An 18,272-nucleotide genomic window follows, 5' to 3' on the forward strand; every position below is an offset into this window, starting at 1 on the left:
CAAGGCGACCTTACCGCAATAACTCTGCCAGACAATGCCTTTATCCCCAATTTTGGCGCATTTAGGATTTATCTAAACACGCCAAAAGGGCTAACTGGCCGAGGGTTTACGTGAAGTTCGTAACCAGAGTCTGAGGGTCAACAGCCACGCAATCACTACCATAAACGCAGCGGCCAGATAAATCGACGGCGTCCCCAGATGCGCGATCAGTAAGCCTGCTACTGGCCCGGTGATACCCAGCCCTAAATCGAGGAATGCCGAATACAGCCCCAGCGCCGTTCCCTGATTCTGCGGCGGTACCTGTTTGACCGCCTCCACGCCGAGCGCAGGAAATACCAGCGAGAACCCGGAGCCGGTGAGGAATGCGCCGAGCTGCACAGTGATGGGATCGGTTCCCATCCAGATCATCAGTAAGCCCGCAATTTCAAAGACAAACGACACCAGCGACACGCGCAAACCGCCAAAACGGTTAATCGCATTGCCAAATACCAGACGTGTGCCGACAAAACCGAGGCTAAATAAAGTGAGCGTAAATGCCGCGCCGCTCCAGCCTTTATCGGCGTAATAAAGCGTAATAAAGGTGGCGATTACCCCGAAACCGATCGTGCCAAAACCCAGTCCGAGACCGTATAGCCAAATTCGCCCGACCACCGATTTGAAGGCGATCCGCTTGCCTGCGGTGACTGAAATCGCCGCTTTGCCACAGGCGACCAGGGCGGCAATGACTACGGCGATGACGATAAGTCCCGCCACGCCCGCCAGCCCGAAACCGTGATTGAGCATCACCCCCAGCGGGGCGCCGACGGCCATCGCGCCATAAGTCGCGACCCCATTCCATGAAATCACCCGCGCCGTGTGTTTCGCACCGACCGCGCCGATCCCCCACAGCGTGGTACCGGTGCTGCCGAAACTTTCTCCGACGCCAAGGAAGATTCGCGCGACGCACAGCAGCAGTAAACTCGCCAGCGGGGAGTGCGCAAAAACAAAGGCCAGCGCGTAGAACACGCCGCTCATGCCGCAGCAGATCAGTCCGAAAATCACCACCCGTTTCGGACCCAGCTGGTCGGCATAACGTCCGGCGTGGGGACGGCTGACCAATGTCGAGAAATACTGGACGCTGATAATCAGGCCACCCAGAACCGAGTTATAACCCAGAGTGTTATGTACAAATCCTGGTAAAACGGCCAGCGGCAGGCCAATCGTCAGATAGACGACAAAGGTGAAAAGCATAAACGACAAAATACGTTTATTGAGCTGAAGGTTCGAGCGAAGCGAGCTTAAAGACATGGGTAAACCGGATGTGAACACTGAGAGTGGAATCAACAGTATAAACGGGTTTTGCCGGTTAAACGGGGTAAAAATGTTATCGGCTGTAACATCAAACTCACTTGCAGAAAAATCTGATCCGCGTCACGTAAAGCCGTGTCACGCCTGACTTTTCTCACCCGTTTCATGGTCTGTTTATCCCTTAATATGTAGGCATATGTTCTCGCAGAACCATCCGGTACAGGATTTTGGTCTATGCTTTAAGTATCAGTTTTAAACATCAGTAAAAAGCTGAGAAATATCGTTCAACAAGGAGAGACCGAATGTTTAACAAGAAAACAGATAAAGTAGAAAAAAGCATTGATCAGGACGTGACCTTACTGGCTGACACGCTGGATGAAGTGCTTCAGTCTGCGGGCAGTAAATCCAAGGATGAATTGGACAAACTTCGCAGCAAAGCTCAGGGCGTATTACGTGATACACGTGCCCGTTTTAACGGCGATAAAATCAGTCAGCACGCTCGTGATGCCGCCGCTCAGGCCAATGATTATGTGAAAGATAATCCGTGGTATGGCGTTGGTGCCGGTGCTGCAATCGGTATTGTGATCGGTGTCCTGCTGGGGCGTCGCTAGTCACGAAAGAGCAATTCAAGGTGCCTGTTCCTGTGTCGGGATTCATCAGACACCAGTGCTGCTCCCTCATTGCAGCGCGATTGCTAAAAAGACGACGGAGCCCACGGGCTCCGTTTTCTATTTCTGGGAAGCATAAACCACCTCTGCCAGCCGTGCCGCCAGCTCATGCGCCTGTTCCTGTGAGCCGATGTTCGGAAAGCCCATCAGCAAACCATTTGGCCGCAGGGCATCGCCCCGATCGCGGCGTAAAACCTGCCAGTCGGACAATGCCTGTACCGCCAGCCCCTGTTCACGCGCGATTTTGGCGATGGTCGCATCATCAAGATTTGCATTGAGTCTGGCACAGAGCTGAATGCCGCCGACCTGCTCCGTCACCTGCAAGACCTCTGCCCCAAATACTGCCGTCAATACCTGTTCCAGATAGCCCCGACGTTCAGCGTACAACTGACGCATTCGTTTCAGGTGTCGGTAAAAATGCCCCTGCTCGATGAATTCTGCGATGCTGCTTTGCAATAAAGGCGGCGTGCCGCAGATGCGCAGCGGGCAGTAAGCCTCGATTTTTTCCACCAGACTTTCCGGCACCACGACGTAGCCACAGCGCAGCGCCGGAAACATCACTTTGCTGAACGTTCCGGCGTAAATTACGCGCCCCTGCGTGTCCAGACTTTTCAGTGAAGGCAGCGGCTGACCGTGATAGCGAAATTCGCTGTCGTAATCGTCTTCGATGATCCACGCCTGCTGTCTGGCCGCCCAGTCAAGTAATGCCATGCGCCGCGCGAGGCTCATGGTTACGCCAGTCGGGCTTTGATGCGCTGGCGTGACTACCGCAAAACGCGCCTGCGGATGCTCCTTCACCGCCTGCGGCACGTTCATTCCTTCGTCATCGACATTCACCGCCATCGCCACGGCACCCGCCGCACGGAAAAATGCCTGCGTCACCGGATAACCAGGATCTTCAAGCCATACACCGTCGCCCGGCTGTAAAAGACTGCCAATGATCAGATCCAGTACTGGCGCGTAACCGGCGCAGATAAAAATCTGTTCCGCACGACAGGTGAAACCACGGGAAAGTTGCAGGTAGCGCGCAATGGAATGGCGCAGCGACTCAACGCCGGTCAGCGGTGGGTGACCAAGATCGTTAATGGCGGTCTGACGAATTTGCCGCGAAACAATGCGCGACCAGATGGCGCGGGGAAAAGCGTCAAGCGCGGGTAATCCGAGCTGAAAAGGCAACGAGGAAACGGAAGGTAACATCGGGTTGATCGGCCTGCGCGCATTGGTTACGCGAACCGGTGAAGGTGCCGGTGAGGATAAGCTCTCCGGTGCGCTGACTACCGTTCCCGCCTGCCCGCGGCTTTGCAGAAAACCTTCTGCGATCAGCAGGCCGTAGGCATTTTCTACCGTCGCACGCGCCACGCCCAGTTCGCTGGCCAGCGCTCGCACGGAGGGAACACGGCTACCGCGCCGGAGCTGGCCCTCCATAATAGCCGCTTTCACCCGCTGATAAATCTGCCGGTACAGCGGTGCGTTTAGCTTCTGATCGAGGTGAAAGGCAAGGCTGAAGCGGCTCATCATGACCTGCTTAAAGAGACATTTTATGGCCCTGTAGTATAGACCATGTAGCGCGTAAAGTAGCGGGCATTGAGACGCGTGGTGCGTCTTACTTTCAACCGGGAAATCACTATGAATACGCTTCGCCTGCCTTACTTCACCCTGTCTTCTTCCGTGATGGAACCGATGGTCGGAGCACTCGGTGCGCTGGAAAAAGGTCCGCTGGATAATGTGATTATCGAGCTGGTATTCCTGCGCGTTTCGCAGATCAACGGCTGCGCCTACTGTCTGGATATGCACTCCAAGGCATTGCGCAAAATGGACGTGGCCCAGACCAAACTCGATCAGCTGGCGGGCTGGCAAGTCAGCCATGCGTATTCTGAGCGCGAACGTGCGGCGCTGGCATGGGCGGAATCAATAACGCTGGTCGCGGCGACTGGCGCACCGGACAGCGCCTTTGAACCGCTGAAATCACTGTTCAGCGATGTGGAAATCTCAGAACTGACCTTCGCGATTGCGGTCATGAACGCGTTCAACCGTCTGGCCGTCGGTATGCGCCAGTAATCGCATCGCTCACTTTTTGAACTTTATTTAAATCTAAAAAAGTTTTCATCTTCCAGCCCGCATCCTGCGGGCTTTGTCGTTTTTGCAATAAGCATTTTTGAAATATCTACATATTGTGTGGTTGAATAATTTTATCACCACATCTAGTATTCAAACCATCGGGACGCCATGAAGGCACCGACTCTCGCGCCTGACCCCCGGCTGAAGCAGCGCCGCAGCGGTCAGGCAAAAATTGTCTCTGATTTCTTACCAAATGGAAATACGAATCATGAGCATTATTATTTACAGCAAACCAGACTGTGTCCAGTGCAATGCGACTTACCGTGCATTAGATAAACATGGCATCGCCTATGAAGTGATCGATTTAACTCAGGATGCGCAGGCGCTCGGTCAGGTTCGTGCAATGGGTTATCAGCAGGTTCCGGTGATTGTCGCCGGCGACGATCACTGGTCCGGCTTCCGTCCGGACAAAATCAGCGAACTGCGCCAGCTCCAGAACGCGTTCTGAGGATTAACGGATGAATCCGTTGGTCTATTTCTCCAGCAGTTCAGAAAACACCCATCGCTTCGTCGGCAGAACCGGATTGCCGGCGATCCGCATCCCGGTTGATCGTCAGCCTGAAAAATTGCGTGTCACTTCACCGTACATTCTGGTGGTACCGAGCTACGGTGGCGGGTCAGCCAAGGGCGCGGTGCCAACGCAGGTGATCCGTTTTCTGAACGATGAACATAACCGTTCACTCATCCGCGGCGTTATCGCCGCCGGTAATACCAACTTCGGCGCAGCGTATTGCATTGCCGGTGACATCATCGCCCAGAAGTGTCAGGTACCTTACCTGTACCGCTTCGAATTACTGGGTACGCCGGAAGACGTTGCAAAGGTTACACAGGGAGTTACTGAATTTTGGCAACGACAGAAATGAATCTCACCGAGACGGACACTTCCAGCCCCGATTATCACGCGCTCAACGCCATGTTGAATCTGTTCGATGCCGAAGGCCGCATCCAGTTCGATAAAGACCGGCTGGCCGCACGTCAGTATTTTCTGCAACACGTGAATCAAAACACGGTATTTTTCCATAATCTGGCAGAGAAATTACGCTATCTGGTGGAAGAGGGTTATTACGAAGCCGCCGTGTTAGACCAGTACGCTTTCGACGATATTAAGGCGTTATTCAAACAGGCTTACACCAAAAAATTCCGCTTCCAGACCTTTCTGGGCGCATTTAAGTATTACACCAGCTACACGCTGAAAACTTTCGACGGCAAACGCTACCTTGAGCGTTATGAGGACCGCGTGTGCATGGTGGCGCTGACGCTGGCGCGCGGCGATATCCAGCTCGCCGGGCATTTCGTGGATGAAATCATTTCCGGGCGTTTCCAGCCTGCGACACCGACGTTCCTCAACTGCGGTAAAAAACAGCGTGGCGAACTGGTCTCCTGCTTCCTGCTGCGTATCGAAGACAACATGGAATCCATCGGGCGTTCGGTAAACTCGGCACTGCAATTGTCCAAACGCGGCGGCGGCGTGGCGTTTATGCTGACCAACATCCGCGAAGTGGGCGCACCGATTAAGCGCATTGAAAACCAGTCTTCCGGCGTGATCCCAATCATGAAGATGTTGGAAGATGCGTTCTCCTACGCCAACCAACTGGGTGCGCGTCAGGGCGCGGGCGCGGTCTATCTGAACGCCCACCACCCGGACATTTTGCGTTTTCTCGATACCAAGCGTGAAAACGCCGACGAGAAGATCCGCATCAAAACCTTGTCTCTCGGCGTGGTTATCCCGGATATCACCTTCGAACTCGCGAAAAATAACGAAGACATGTACCTGTTCTCGCCGTACCACGTCGAGAAAGTCTACGGCGTGCCGATGTCTGAAATCAGCATCACCGAGAAATACCGCGAGATGGTGAATGACAAGCGCATTCACAAAACCAAAATCAATGCCCGCGAGTTCTTCCAGATCCTGGCGGAGATTCAGTTTGAATCCGGTTATCCGTACATGATGTTTGAAGACACGGTTAACCGCGCCAATCCGATCAAAGGTCGCATCAACATGAGCAACCTGTGTTCGGAGATTTTGCAGGTGAATTCGCCAACGATTTACGGTGAAGATTTGTCGTATCAGCAGGTCGGCAAAGACATTTCCTGTAATCTTGGTTCACTGAATATCGCCTCGGCGATGGATTCTCCGGACTTCGGTAACACGGTGGAAATGGCAGTACGGGCACTGACGGCGGTCTCTGATATGAGCCACATTCGCTCGGTGCCGTCTATCGATCAGGGGAATCAGGATTCGCACGCCATCGGCCTGGGTCAGATGAACCTGCACGGCTATCTTTGCCGCGAGCGGATTTATTACGGTTCCGAAGAAGGCCTGGATTTCACCAATATCTACTTCTGCGCCGTGGCGTTCCACGCGATACGCGCCTCAAACCTGATTGCTATCGAGCGCCAGCAATCCTTCAAAGGTTTTGCGGATTCGACATACGCCAGCGGCACCTATTTTGACAAATATGTCGATGACGCTCAGGCCGGGAAATGGCAGCCAAAAACCGACCGCGTACGTGAGCTGTTCGCGGATGCAGGGATCCGAATCCCGACCACCACAGACTGGGCAGAGCTGAAAGCCTCGGTCATGCTGCACGGGTTATATAACCAGAACTTGCAGGCGGTGCCGCCGACCGGTTCAATTTCGTATATCAATAATTCGACGTCGAGTATTCACCCTATTGTGTCCCGCGTGGAAATCCGTAAAGAGGGCAAAATTGGCCGCGTGTATTATCCGGCCGCGTTTATGACCAACGACAATCTGGATTACTACCAGGATGCCTACGAAATCGGCCCGGAAAAAATTATTGATACCTACGCTGAAGCTACGCAACACGTCGATCAGGGGCTGTCCCTGACGCTGTTCTTCCGCGATACCGCCACCACGCGCGACATAAACAAAGCGCAGATTTACGCATGGCGTAAAGGCATCAAAACCATTTATTACATCCGTCTGCGTCAGATGGCGCTGGCAGGCACCGAAGTGCAGGGCTGCGTGTCCTGCACGCTATAAGGAAGAAATATGAGTGGAATTAAACAACTGCTGGTGCCACAGCCGGTCAGCAAAGCCATTAACTGGAACAAACTTCAGGACGATAAAGATCTGGAAGTGTGGAACCGTCTGACCTCCAACTTCTGGCTGCCGGAAAAGGTACCGCTTTCCAATGACATTCCGTCGTGGGCGACGCTGAATGCACAGGAAAAACAGCTGACCATCCGCGTGTTTACCGGCCTGACGCTGCTCGACACCGTGCAAAATGTCGTCGGCGCACCGACGCTGATGAAAGATGCGGTGACGCAACACGAAGAAGCGGTGTATTCAAATATCTGCTTTATGGAAGCGGTACATGCGCGCTCTTATAGCTCAATCTTCTCGACACTGTGCGCCACCGTGGACGTAGACGAAGCCTACCGCTGGAGTGAGGAAAACGTCGCGCTGCAAAACAAAGCGGCGATCATTCTTTCTTACTACGACGGCGAAGATCCGCTGATGAAGAAAGTCGCCAGCGTGTTCCTCGAATCCTTCCTGTTCTACTCCGGTTTTTATCTGCCGATGTACTGGTCGAGCCGCGCGAAACTGACCAACACCGCCGATCTGATCCGTCTGATCATCCGTGATGAAGCCGTTCATGGATACTACATCGGCTATAAATTCCAGAAAGCGCTGGCACAGGAAAGCGAAGAACGTCAGCGGCAAATTAAAGAGCAGGCATTTGATCTGATGCAGGATCTGTACGACAACGAGATCCGCTACACCGAGGAGCTCTACGACGGCGTTGGCTGGAGCGAAGACGTGAAGAAGTTCCTGCACTACAACGCCAACAAAGCGTTGATGAATCTCGGCTACGAAGCCCTCTTCCCGGCCAGCATGGCGGACGTCAATCCGGCTATTCTCTCCGCTTTGTCACCAAACGCCGACGAAAACCACGACTTCTTCTCGGGATCGGGGTCATCGTATGTAATTGGCACAGCGGTGAATACGGAAGATGAGGACTGGGATTTTTGATTTTGCTGTTATTCCTTCAAGGGTTACACTCAAAACAGCGTTTCAAAAATAACCCAACCTCCTTTAAATAATTCGAGTTGCAGGCAGGCGGCAAGTGAATGAATCCCGGGAGCATAGATGACTATGTGACCGGGATGAATAAGCGCAGCCAACGCATCTGCAACTTGAAGTATGACGAGGAAAAGGAGACATCATGCCCTACACTGCATCACCCTCCCGCTATGAAACCATGCAATTTCGCCGCTGCGGTCAAAGCGGCCTCAAACTCCCTGCCCTTTCTCTTGGCCTGTGGCACAGCTTCGGCCACGTCAGCCCGCTGGAATCGCAACGCGCGCTGTTGCAAAAAGCCTTTGATTTAGGCATCACCCATTTTGATCTGGCGAATAACTACGGGCCGCCTCCAGGTTCGGCAGAAGAGAATTTCGGCAAGCTGCTGCGTCAGGATTTTTCGTCGTATCGCGATGAGCTGATCATCTCCACTAAAGCCGGCTATGACATGTGGCCCGGTCCTTACGGCTCAGGGGGTTCACGCAAATATCTTCTGGCGAGCCTTGATCAAAGTCTGCAACGCATGGGGCTCGATTATGTCGATATCTTCTATTCGCACCGCGTAGATGAAGATACGCCGATGGAAGAAACCGCCGCCGCGCTGGCCTTTGCGGTGCAAAGTGGCAAGGCGCTGTATGTCGGGATATCGTCTTACTCGCCGGAGCGCACGCAGAAAATGGCTGAACTGCTCCGCGAGCTGAAAGTACCTCTGCTGATCCACCAACCGTCTTACAATTTGCTGAACCGCTGGGTAGATAAAAGCGGCCTGTTGGATACGTTAGAGCAAAACGGTGCGGGCTGTATTGCCTTCACGCCGCTGGCACAGGGGCTGCTGACCGGTAAATACCTCAACGGTATTCCGGACGGTTCAAGGATGCAGGTTGAAGGGAATAAAGTGCGCGGGCTGAATGCCAACATGCTCACTGAAGCTAACCTGAACAGCCTGCGGTTGCTCAATGAGATGGCGCAACAACGCGGCCAGTCGATGGCGCAAATGGCGCTGAGCTGGCTGCTGAAAGACGACCGCGTGACGTCGGTGCTGATTGGCGCCAGCCGCCCGGAGCAACTGGATGAAAACGTGCAGGCGCTGGGCAATCTGCGTTTCAGCGCAGAGGAACTGGCGGCGATCGATAAACACGTGGCGGACGGGGAACTGAATCTGTGGCAGGCATCTTCGGATAAATAAAGCGTTAATCAAACAGCAGGCGGATAAACATTTTATCCGCCTCTTCTGCAAATAAATTCTACTAGGCCGTCAGTTCTAAACGTCGTGCCGTTTCGTAGTGATCTACCCAATATTGATTATTCAGTGATGAAATTGTAACGCCTTGTATTTTGGACGCGTGAATAAACTGGTCATCACCGATATACACCCCGACGTGGCGTTCGCCCGGCGTGGTTTTAAAGAAAACTAAATCACCGGGTTTGAGATTGTTTTTACTGACTATTCTGCCATTTTTAATTTGTTCAAATGTAGTGCGTGGCAATTCTTTGTGCAGGGAATCATTGAAAATATGTTGCATCAACGCTGAACAATCCACACCGCTGTGTGTCGTGCCGCCCCAGTGATATTGGGTGCCTTTCCAGTTGGAATACTGAGAAAGTAAGGCTGCTTTGATGGTTTTTGACTTACCCGTATTGCCTTCGTAGACCGGGGAAGCTTTTACATCAGGCAATTCTGTTTGAGTAAAATGATATTTGCCAATTTCCGAGAACTCCTTTGGTAAATCAAACGCAAAGGAATGCGTACTGAATAATAAAAAAGACGATGTTAATAATGCAGATGTGAAAGTTTTAAATTGAAACATGCGGAATTTCTTTTCTTGAAATATAACTCTTCCTTACCTGGGAACCAGCAAACGGGGCGGGTGACTCGTCGTTGAGTGCGCAAATAATAACCTCAGTATAAAAAATCGCCACATCCAAACGGGTCCAATAATGGACAATCCCTATTTTTTATTGGCAAACCAATCCCTTCCGAAGAAGGGATTGAGGAAGGCATCAGGAGAAGAACTTCGCCAGCACGAAAAGCCCGACGGAAACGTTGATCGCACCGCCGATGCGGGTAGCAATTTGCGCGAACGGCATCAGGGTCATACGGTTTCCGGAGGTGAGGATCGCCACATCGCCGGTGCCGCCCTGCCCGCTCTGGCAGCAGGAGACGATCGCCACATCAATCGGGTGCATACCAATTTTCTTGCCGACGTAAAAACCGGTGGCAACCAGCGCCAGCACTGTGGTGACAATCACCAGCAGGTTTTGCACAGTAAAGGCGTCGATCAGCTCCTGCCACGGCGTAATCGCCACGCCCACCGCGAACAGAACCGGATAAGTGACCGCCGTGCGGAAGAATTTATACACCGCCATCGAGCCGTGCTGAATAGTCGGGGAAATGCCGTTCGCCAGTTTCACCACCACTGCCGCAAATAACATGCCGACGGGCGCAGGCAGGCCTACCCATTTCTGGCCGAGCATCCCCACCATATACAACAGGATCGCCAGCAGCGCCCCGCAGGCCAGCGCATTAACGCCGGGATTTCCTTTGAATTCGTCGGTGCCGCTGCCCAGATGACCCTTTTTGGCCGGCATCAGCTGGCCTTCGCCGGTCAGATGCGGATAACGTTTACCGATCTGATTAAGTACACCCGCCAGTACGATCGCGGTCAGACTGCCGAGCATCACGATCGGCAGAATACGACCTAACGCCACGCCCTGCTCCATGTGTAAGATAGTCGCGTATCCCATCGATAAAGGGATCGCGCCTTCGCCCACGCCACCGGCCATGATCGGCAGGATCAGGAAGAAGAAGGTTTGCACCGGCGGTAAACCCAGCGCCGTACCGACCGCCATCCCGGCGATCATTCCCACAATTTCACCGCACAGCATCGGCACGAAGATACGCATAAAGCCCTGGATCAGCACCTGACGGTTCATACTCATGATGCTGCCGACAATAATGCAGCAGATGTAGAGATAAAGAATGTTGGTGGATTTGTAGAATTTCACCGTGGAATCCACCACCACGTCAGGAAGGAGGCCGTAATGCACCATCGCCGAAGGGATGAAGGTGGCGCAAATCGCCGCCGCACCCAGTTTACCCACCACCGGCAGCCGCTTGCCGAATTCACCGCAGGCAAAACCAAAGAAGGCCAGCGTCGCGACCATCACCACGATGTCGCTGGGCAGTTTACCGTTCAGGCAATCGAGCAGGATCAGCACGCCCGCCAGTAAAAAGAAAGGCAGCGGAATTATCCCTATCTTGTAGTTATCCAGGATGTGCCACCATTTTTGTCTGGCGGAGAGTCCGGTTTTTTTGCTGTCTTCAACAACAATGTAGGAATCGTCGGTTGTGCTCATGACATCGCCCTTTTCTTATCGATACTTTTCTTATTGAGAGAGTCAGCATAAGAAACAGAGCTATCCGGCGGATGTGAGTTTGTTCAAATTAAAGTCGCAGGGATTAAGGTTGTTATGGTTTTTATGGTGTTAATGCGACTTCCTTTATAAGGATTACCAGATTAGTAGTAAAAAACCTTATTAACCCTGTAATCACTACGTGAAATAAACGAGTTTTTAATTTCCTGTTCACAACTCTGCCTCTGCCGGATTACGATGCCGATTACGCCGTGATACGCTTATTCGATATGTGTCTTTTGATGGTTCCATGGCAGGTCGTATGAAACGCAGATTGCCTTTTCAGGTAAAACTCTTTTTATCTCTGGTGTTATTTTCCTGCCTGCTGTTAGCGCTGCTGGGCGCCATTTTGTTTCACATTATCGACCGGCAACTCCATCACGATCTCGGCCAGAGAGCGCGGGTTCAGGCCAGTGAAATAGCGCTGATGCCGGGGCTGGCGCAAAAAGTCGCTGACCGTGACGTTGCGGGAATTGCGCGCCTGATCCAGCCGCTGCGCGATCAAAGCGATGCCAGTTATATTGTGATTGGCGACGTCCGAGAGCGGCATCTTTATCATTCCGAATCGCCGGAAAGAATTGATCTGCCGATGATAGGCGGCGATAACGCAGAAGTCCTTGCAGGGAAAACCATTATTTCGGTGCGTCAGGGCGGTATCGGCGTTTCATTACGCAGTAAAGCACCGATTTTTAATGCCAGCCATCAGGTGATCGGTATTGTTTCGGTCGGTTATCTCACTTCTTACATCGACAATATTAATGGTCGCCGTCTGGCACAGGCAGGCTTATACGGTATGCTGCTTTTAATCCTGCTGTTTATTTTCTCGTGGATCTTTAGCCGCAATGTAAAAAAACAGATGTTCTGGCTGGAGCCGAAAGATATTGCGCTGCTGGTGCGCCAACAAAAAGCGCTGCTGGAAGCGATGTATGAAGGTGTATTTGCCATCAACGGCCAGAAGCAGCTCATTTTGATTAACCGCGCGGCGCGTGAATTGCTGGATATTCGCCAGCCTGAAAATGAACTGCTCGGCAAACCGCTGTCTGACGTGCTGGAGACACCGCCAACGTTCTTTACCGAAAGCGGCGTTCAAAACGCGTCCCCTGCCAACAACAACAGCCGCCACGATCAGATAACCGTCCTCAATCAGCGGCAGGTGATCGTCAACCGCGTGCCTATCGAGCTGGAGCCTGGCAAGGAAAGCGGCTGGGTATTCAGCTTTCGCGATAAAAACGACATTAATACGCTCAGCAGCCAGCTGAGTCAGGTGAAACGCTATGCCGACAGTCTGCGCATTATGCGTCATGAACAGCTGAACTGGACCGCAACGCTGGCCGGTTTGCTGCAAATGCAGCGCTATGACGATGCGATGCGCTACATTCAGGCACAGTCTGAAGGCGCACAGGCAGTGCTGGATTTCGTGTCAGCGCGCTTTACTTCACCGGCGCTGTGCGGGCTGCTGTTGGGGAAATTCGTCAGCGCGCGCGAGAAAGGCGTCGAACTGGCATTCGATCCAGCCTGTCAGTTATTGCGCATCCCATCCGCTATCAGCGAAACCGAGCTGATGTCCGTTATTGGCAATTTGCTGGATAACGCCGTGGACGCCACACTCAAAGCGGAGACCGCACCGGCACCGGTGGAGCTGTATATTTCTGACAGAAATCACGAGCTGCTGATTGAGGTGGCCGATCGCGGCGGCGGCGTGGATGATGCGCTGAAGCCGCACCTGTTTGAGCAGGGCGTCACCAGCAAGCCGCAGAGCGGCGATGATATGACGGGCGCTGAGCACGGTATCGGCCTGTATCTGGTGGCGAGTTATGTCCGTCAGGCAGGTGGCAGCATTGAAATCTCAGACAACACGCCGCAAGGTACAATATTTTCGGTGTTTATCCCGTATCCGGCGGATGCTTTAACAGGAAAGAAAAATGAATAACCTCAGCGCACTCGATGTGGTGATCGTGGAAGATGAGCCGCACCTTGCCGGTCTGCACCGCGATTTTATCGAACAAAATTTCAATCTGCGCGTAGTCGGTCTGGCCGCCACGCTGGAACAGGCACGTTCGTTACTCCGTTTGCATCAGCCCCGGCTCATCCTGCTGGACAACTATTTGCCGGACGGTCAGGGCGTGGATCTGATAGACAGTCCGCTGCTGAAAGGCTTCGACTGCTCGGTGATTTTTATTACCGCCGCCAGCGATATGCAAACCTGTAGTCAGGCGATGCGCAGCGGCGCATTCGATTACATCATCAAACCGGTGTCGTTCCATCGCCTGCGCAGCTCACTCGAGCGTTTTATGCAACTGGTGGAAACGCTGCGCCATGTGAAAGTGGTCGATCAGCGTGCGCTGGACAGGTTATATAATTTGCCCGCCAGCGACACGTCGCCCGCCCCTTCCGCTAAAGGGATTGAGCCGAATACTCTGGAACTGGTGCAGCGCGTGTTCAACGCTAAACCGGACGTCAGCTGGTCGGTTGAACAGGTGGTGGAAGAAGTCGGGATCAGTAAAACGACCGGGCGTCGCTATCTGGAATATTGCGTGGAAATGGGCTTTATCGGCGTCGAAATGCAGTACGGAAATATCGGCCATCCGAGGCGTCTTTATCGCAAAATATCCGACACAAAAAAAACCACCTCCTGATGCTCAATTTCGGCCATTTACCCATTTGAATTCTCCGCGCTCCGCCGGTGTCATCACCGGCCAGTTCACCGCATTTCAGGCCGTCAGACCAAAATATTTACTTCAGCAGACACCTTTCAGACAACCGGCAAATTCACACCTTTCGTCTCTGGCTGAAATCACTATTTACAGTGACGAAATCTACGCTGTAAATCCGCATTTAAATCGCCGTCATCAGTGAATTATTCACGCCTAAATCCCCACAAAAACAAAAGCCATTAAATTCTTATATATCAGTAAATTACTTATATTTTCCTTGGCAATAAAGAGCGGAATAATTAGTATAAACACAAAAATCTTAACCCGCATAAATTTGTCATTAAATGTCAACACAAAAGCCTGATAATTAGCAAGGCGTAACTCAGACAAATACACCACCAGAATCCTAACCATGAATATTCTTCAGAAACATTGAGACTTGTCTCAGAATTTCGATGTGGTAGGGTATAACGCGTTCACTATTTCGCTACAGGTAAGATCCTATACGGTCCAACAGAAAAACTAGACATCGAGCCGATACGGCTATTTATATCCAAGGAATGCACATTGCATGGCAATTAAAATCGAAGTAAAGAATCTTTATAAGGTATTTGGCGAGAACCCGGATCGCGCTTTCAAGATGATCGACGCAGGAAAGGGTAAAGAAGAAATTTTTGAGAAAACCGGTCTGTCACTTGGCGTTAAAGATGCCAGTCTGGCCATTGAAGAAGGCGAGATCTTCGTCATCATGGGGTTATCCGGTTCCGGTAAGTCCACCATGGTACGCCTTCTCAATCGTCTGATAGAGCCCACCCGCGGCGAAGTGCTGATTGACGGCGAAGACATCGCCAAAATCTCAGAAGCAAAACTGCGCCAGGTGCGCCGAAGCAAAATCAGTATGGTATTTCAGTCCTTTGCGCTGATGCCACACCTGACCGTGTTGAATAACACCGCGTTTGGTATGGAGCTGGCCGGTGTGCCACTAGAAGAGCGCAATGCCAAAGCCCTTGATGCGCTGCGTCAGGTCGGGCTGGAAAACTATGCCAACTCTTATCCCGATGAATTATCAGGCGGTATGCGTCAGCGTGTGGGCTTAGCCCGTGCGATGGCCAATAACCCTGATATTCTGCTGATGGATGAAGCTTTCTCGGCGCTTGACCCGTTAATCCGTACCGAAATGCAGGATGAGCTGGTTAAGCTACAGGCGCAGCATCAGCGCACCATCGTATTTATTTCCCATGACTTAGATGAAGCCATGCGCATTGGCGATCGCATCGCCATTATGCAGGGCGGCGAAGTGGTACAGGTCGGCACGCCGGAAGACATTCTGAATAATCCGGCCAACGACTATGTGCGCACCTTCTTTCGTGGCGTGGACATCAGTCAGGTCTTCAGCGCCAAAGATATCGCCCGCCGTCGTGGTGCACTCATTCGTAAAACCCCCGGTTTTGGTCCCCGTGCAGCGCTCAAGCTGCTGGAAGATGAGGACCGCGAATATGGTTATGTGCTGGAACGTGGACAGAAATTCATCGGCGTCGTGTCGATCGAATCGCTGAAAACCGCGCTGAAAGCCAATCAGCCGCTGGAAAGTGCCCTGCTGGAATCCCCGGCGCCGGTGCTGGCAGATATGCCACTCAGCGAACTGATTTCTCATGTCGCCGCAGCGCCTTGCGCCGTGCCGGTCGTCAATGAGGACAATAACTATATCGGCATTATTTCCAAAGCCATGCTGCTTCAGGCTCTGGACAAAGAAGGGGGTAACGAATGAGCAACTCAATAAATAGCACTATCGTTCAGCACGCTCAGGCCGCTCAGGCTGAGGCGTTGGATCCGTCAATCGATCCGTGGAGTGCTGATAACGCCAGCGGCGGTGTCGCACCGCAGGCTGATGCCGCCGCTTCTGCGCCTGCCGATGGCAGCAGCGATCCCTGGGGTGGCAGCAGTGATGCTGCTTCCAGCGCGCCCGATGTCTCACATCATGCCGCCGCACAGACCAACGACTGGCTGAGCGTCGCGCCTGAGCAGCATCAGCATTTTAATATTCTCGATCCGTTCCACAGCACGCTTATTCCGCTCGATCGTTGGGTGACTGAGGGGATCGACTGGCTGGTCGGCAACTTCCGTCCGGTATTCCAGGGGATCCGTGTGCCCGTCGATTTCGTCCTGAGCGGTTTTCAGCACGGTCTCGAAACGCTGCCCGCGCCTATTGCGATCTTAGTGTTCGCATTGATCGCCTGGCAGATGGCTGGGTTAGGCATGGGGGCCGCCACGCTGGTTTCTTTGGTACTGATCGGCGCTATAGGCGCATGGTCGCAGGCAATGGTCACGCTGGCGCTGGTTCTGACGTCACTGTTCTTCTGTATTCTGATAGGTTTGCCGCTGGGTATCTGGCTGGCGCGCAGTCAGAGAGCGGCGAAAATTATCAGACCGCTGCTTGATGCCATGCAGACCACGCCTGCGTTCGTCTATCTGGTGCCAATCGTTATGCTGTTTGGTATCGGTAACGTGCCCGGCGTCGTGGTGACGATAATCTTCGCCCTGCCGCCGGTCGTGCGTCTGACCATTCTGGGTATCAATCAGGTGCCGGAAGATCTGATAGAGGCAGCGAAGTCCTTCGGTTCCAGCCCGCGCCAGTTGCTGTTCAAAGTACAGTTGCCGCTGGCGATGCCGACCATCATGGCCGGTATTAACCAGACGCTGATGCTGGCATTGTCGATGGTGGTTATCGCCTCGATGATTGCCGTCGGTGGTCTGGGTCAGATGGTGCTGCGCGGTATTGGCCGTCTCGATATGGGTCTGGCCTCGGTCGGTGGTGCAGGTATCGTTATCCTCGCCATTATCCTCGACCGCCTGACGCAGTCCATGGGTCGCGACAGCCGCAGTAAAGGTGGTCACCGCTGGTTCACTCGTGGTCCTGTCGGTCTGGTGATGAAACCTTTCGCGAAGAAAGCCTGATTCACACTCTGCACGTCTCCCGGCGGTTCGCCGCCGGGTTATCAAATATCTACATAAAACAACGCAGTCCACTCTTACGTATTCACCAGCAAGAATAAGGGTTCACCATGCGCACAACACAGCTCAAAACACTCATCCTCGCATTATCGATTGCCGCTCCGGCTGGTTTCGCCGCCGATTTACCTGGCAAAGGCGTGGTCGTCAAACCGCTCCAAAGCACCATTGCGGAAGAAACCTTCCAGACCGAACTGGTTAACCGCGCGCTGGAAAAACTCGGTTATGACGTCCAGCAAACCGGCGAAGTGGATTACAACGTCGCGTATACCGCGATTGCCAGCGGTGATTCCACTTACATGGCCGTGAACTGGGAACCTCTGCAAACAGACATGTACAACGCCGCCGGTGGCGACCAGAAGTTCTACCGTCAGGGCACCTACATCAAAGGCGCAGCGCAGGGTTATCTGATCGACAAGAAAACCGCCGACAAATACAACATTCACGATTTATCGCAGCTCAAAGATCCGAAACTGGCCAAATTATTCGATGCAGACGGTGACGGCAAAGCCGATATGGCCGGGTGTAATCCTGGCTGGGTCTGCGGCGCGGTAGTGAATACCCAAATCAAAGCCTACGGACTGACCGATACCGTCACCCAGAACGAAGGCAACTACTCGGCTATCATCGCCGATACACTGACCCGCTATAAATCCGGTAAACCCGTGCTGTATTTCACCTGGACGCCATACTGGGTCAGCAACGAAATGAAGCCGGGCAAAGATGTGGTCTGGCTGACTGTGCCGTTCTCGGCCAATCCGGGCTCGCAGAAGGACATGGATACCACCCTGCCGAACGGCAAAAACTACGGTTTCCCGGTAAACAATGAACATATCGTCGCCAACAAGGCCTGGGCTGAGAAAAACCCGGCGGCCGCGAAACTGTTCGCCATCATGCAACTGCCACTGGCCGATGTGAACGCGCAAAACCTGCGGATGCACGAAGGGGAATCCTCTTCAGCAGACATTCAGCAGCATGTTGATGGCTGGATCAAAGCGCATCAGGCCACCTTCGACGGCTGGATTAAAGAAGCCGCCGCCGCCGCAAAATAATCAATAACGAAATTCGAGGATT

At 53.0% G+C, this 18,272-nt stretch carries 16 protein-coding genes; 12 read left to right on the forward strand and 4 right to left on the reverse strand.

All coding sequences use genetic code 11. The features are described from left to right. Window positions 1-90 precede the first annotated feature (90 nt). Window positions 91-1,287, reverse strand: coding sequence for an MFS transporter (locus GE278_17645; GenBank protein ID QLK62482.1), 1,197 nt, complete (start codon window positions 1,285-1,287; stop codon window positions 91-93). 302 nt (window positions 1,288-1,589) lie between these two features. Between GE278_17645 and GE278_17650 the strand changes: the two genes are divergently transcribed. Further along, window positions 1,590-1,898 carry a DUF883 family protein gene (locus tag GE278_17650; protein QLK62483.1) on the forward strand — a complete coding sequence of 103 codons (309 nt, stop codon included), beginning with the start codon at window positions 1,590-1,592 and terminating at the stop codon, window positions 1,896-1,898. Window positions 1,899-2,015: 117 nt separating this feature from the next. Here the strand turns inward: GE278_17650 and GE278_17655 are convergent, their stop codons facing one another. Continuing rightward, window positions 2,016-3,470, reverse strand: a complete 1,455-nt coding sequence (locus GE278_17655) for an aminotransferase class I/II-fold pyridoxal phosphate-dependent enzyme (protein QLK63331.1) — start codon at window positions 3,468-3,470, stop codon at window positions 2,016-2,018. 111 nt (window positions 3,471-3,581) lie between these two features. Here GE278_17655 and GE278_17660 point away from each other — a divergent pair, with 111 nt between their 5' ends. The 6 genes from GE278_17660 (at window position 3,582) to mgrA (ending at window position 9,307) form a co-directional block, all read left to right on the forward strand. Next, window positions 3,582-4,013, forward strand: a complete 432-nt coding sequence (locus tag GE278_17660; GenBank protein QLK62484.1) for a carboxymuconolactone decarboxylase family protein — start codon at window positions 3,582-3,584, stop codon at window positions 4,011-4,013. A 268-nt stretch (window positions 4,014-4,281) separates the two neighbouring features. Next, window positions 4,282-4,521, forward strand: coding sequence for a glutaredoxin-like protein NrdH (gene nrdH, locus GE278_17665; protein ID QLK62485.1), 240 nt, complete (start codon window positions 4,282-4,284; stop codon window positions 4,519-4,521). 10 nt (window positions 4,522-4,531) lie between these two features. After that, window positions 4,532-4,936 (forward strand): class Ib ribonucleoside-diphosphate reductase assembly flavoprotein NrdI, encoded by a 405-nt coding sequence (gene nrdI, locus GE278_17670; GenBank protein QLK62486.1) that lies wholly within the window; start codon window positions 4,532-4,534, stop codon window positions 4,934-4,936. Further along, the gene (gene nrdE / locus GE278_17675) at window positions 4,918-7,080 is read left to right on the forward strand and encodes a class 1b ribonucleoside-diphosphate reductase subunit alpha (protein ID QLK62487.1); all 2,163 of its coding nucleotides are present in this window, start codon (window positions 4,918-4,920) and stop codon (window positions 7,078-7,080) included. The genes nrdI and nrdE overlap by 19 nt, the downstream gene beginning before the upstream one ends. Before the next feature lie 9 nt (window positions 7,081-7,089). After that, window positions 7,090-8,073 carry a class 1b ribonucleoside-diphosphate reductase subunit beta gene (nrdF, locus tag GE278_17680; GenBank protein QLK62488.1) on the forward strand — a complete coding sequence of 328 codons (984 nt, stop codon included), beginning with the start codon at window positions 7,090-7,092 and terminating at the stop codon, window positions 8,071-8,073. 193 nt (window positions 8,074-8,266) lie between these two features. After that, window positions 8,267-9,307, forward strand: a complete 1,041-nt coding sequence (mgrA, locus tag GE278_17685; protein ID QLK62489.1) for an L-glyceraldehyde 3-phosphate reductase — start codon at window positions 8,267-8,269, stop codon at window positions 9,305-9,307. Window positions 9,308-9,368: 61 nt separating this feature from the next. Here mgrA and GE278_17690 read toward each other — a convergent pair whose 3' ends face one another. Next, window positions 9,369-9,929 (reverse strand): glycoside hydrolase, encoded by a 561-nt coding sequence (locus tag GE278_17690; GenBank protein QLK62490.1) that lies wholly within the window; start codon window positions 9,927-9,929, stop codon window positions 9,369-9,371. Window positions 9,930-10,122: 193 nt separating this feature from the next. After that, complete coding sequence (locus GE278_17695; GenBank protein QLK62491.1) at window positions 10,123-11,478, reverse strand: malate permease; 1,356 nt, start codon at window positions 11,476-11,478, stop codon at window positions 10,123-10,125. A 319-nt stretch (window positions 11,479-11,797) separates the two neighbouring features. Between GE278_17695 and GE278_17700 the strand changes: the two genes are divergently transcribed. The 5 genes from GE278_17700 to proX all read left to right on the forward strand — a co-directional run bounded on the left by GE278_17700 (window position 11,798) and on the right by proX (window position 18,250). Next, on the forward strand, window positions 11,798-13,465 hold the full coding sequence (locus tag GE278_17700) for a GHKL domain-containing protein (protein QLK62492.1): 1,668 nt from the start codon (window positions 11,798-11,800) through the stop codon (window positions 13,463-13,465). Beyond that, window positions 13,458-14,171, forward strand: coding sequence for a response regulator (locus GE278_17705; protein ID QLK62493.1), 714 nt, complete (start codon window positions 13,458-13,460; stop codon window positions 14,169-14,171). Before GE278_17700 ends, GE278_17705 begins: the two co-directional genes overlap by 8 nt. A gap of 589 nt (window positions 14,172-14,760) precedes the next feature. Then, window positions 14,761-15,957: a glycine betaine/L-proline ABC transporter ATP-binding protein ProV gene (gene proV, locus GE278_17710; protein ID QLK62494.1), complete on the forward strand. Its 1,197-nt coding sequence runs from the start codon at window positions 14,761-14,763 to the stop codon at window positions 15,955-15,957. Further along, complete coding sequence (gene proW, locus GE278_17715) at window positions 15,954-17,144, forward strand: glycine betaine/L-proline ABC transporter permease ProW (GenBank protein ID QLK62495.1); 1,191 nt, start codon at window positions 15,954-15,956, stop codon at window positions 17,142-17,144. Before proV ends, proW begins: the two co-directional genes overlap by 4 nt. A gap of 107 nt (window positions 17,145-17,251) precedes the next feature. Then, a complete protein-coding gene (gene proX / locus GE278_17720) occupies window positions 17,252-18,250 on the forward strand; it encodes a glycine betaine/L-proline ABC transporter substrate-binding protein ProX (GenBank protein QLK62496.1) in 999 nt (332 codons plus the stop codon). Window positions 18,251-18,272 lie beyond the last annotated feature (22 nt).

It is taken from the genome of Enterobacteriaceae bacterium Kacie_13, assembly GCA_013457415.1.
Taxonomy (GTDB): domain Bacteria; phylum Pseudomonadota; class Gammaproteobacteria; order Enterobacterales; family Enterobacteriaceae; genus Rahnella.

Excerpts from the sequence above, each read along its gene's own strand:
- GE278_17690 (QLK62490.1), bottom strand. The coding sequence starts at position 9,929 with ATGTTTCAATTTAAAACTTTCACATCTGCATTATTAACATCGTCTTTT.
- GE278_17660 (QLK62484.1), top strand. The coding sequence starts at position 3,582 with ATGAATACGCTTCGCCTGCCTTACTTCACCCTGTCTTCTTCCGTGATG.
- GE278_17645 (QLK62482.1), bottom strand. The coding sequence starts at position 1,287 with ATGTCTTTAAGCTCGCTTCGCTCGAACCTTCAGCTCAATAAACGTATT.
- nrdH (QLK62485.1), top strand. The coding sequence starts at position 4,282 with ATGAGCATTATTATTTACAGCAAACCAGACTGTGTCCAGTGCAATGCG.
- GE278_17695 (QLK62491.1), bottom strand. The coding sequence starts at position 11,478 with ATGAGCACAACCGACGATTCCTACATTGTTGTTGAAGACAGCAAAAAA.
- GE278_17705 (QLK62493.1), top strand. The coding sequence starts at position 13,458 with ATGAATAACCTCAGCGCACTCGATGTGGTGATCGTGGAAGATGAGCCG.
- proW (QLK62495.1), top strand. The coding sequence starts at position 15,954 with ATGAGCAACTCAATAAATAGCACTATCGTTCAGCACGCTCAGGCCGCT.
- nrdF (QLK62488.1), top strand. The coding sequence starts at position 7,090 with ATGAGTGGAATTAAACAACTGCTGGTGCCACAGCCGGTCAGCAAAGCC.
- proX (QLK62496.1), top strand. The coding sequence starts at position 17,252 with ATGCGCACAACACAGCTCAAAACACTCATCCTCGCATTATCGATTGCC.
- GE278_17655 (QLK63331.1), bottom strand. The coding sequence starts at position 3,470 with ATGAGCCGCTTCAGCCTTGCCTTTCACCTCGATCAGAAGCTAAACGCA.
- mgrA (QLK62489.1), top strand. The coding sequence starts at position 8,267 with ATGCCCTACACTGCATCACCCTCCCGCTATGAAACCATGCAATTTCGC.
- proV (QLK62494.1), top strand. The coding sequence starts at position 14,761 with ATGGCAATTAAAATCGAAGTAAAGAATCTTTATAAGGTATTTGGCGAG.
- GE278_17650 (QLK62483.1), top strand. The coding sequence starts at position 1,590 with ATGTTTAACAAGAAAACAGATAAAGTAGAAAAAAGCATTGATCAGGAC.
- GE278_17700 (QLK62492.1), top strand. The coding sequence starts at position 11,798 with ATGAAACGCAGATTGCCTTTTCAGGTAAAACTCTTTTTATCTCTGGTG.
- nrdI (QLK62486.1), top strand. The coding sequence starts at position 4,532 with ATGAATCCGTTGGTCTATTTCTCCAGCAGTTCAGAAAACACCCATCGC.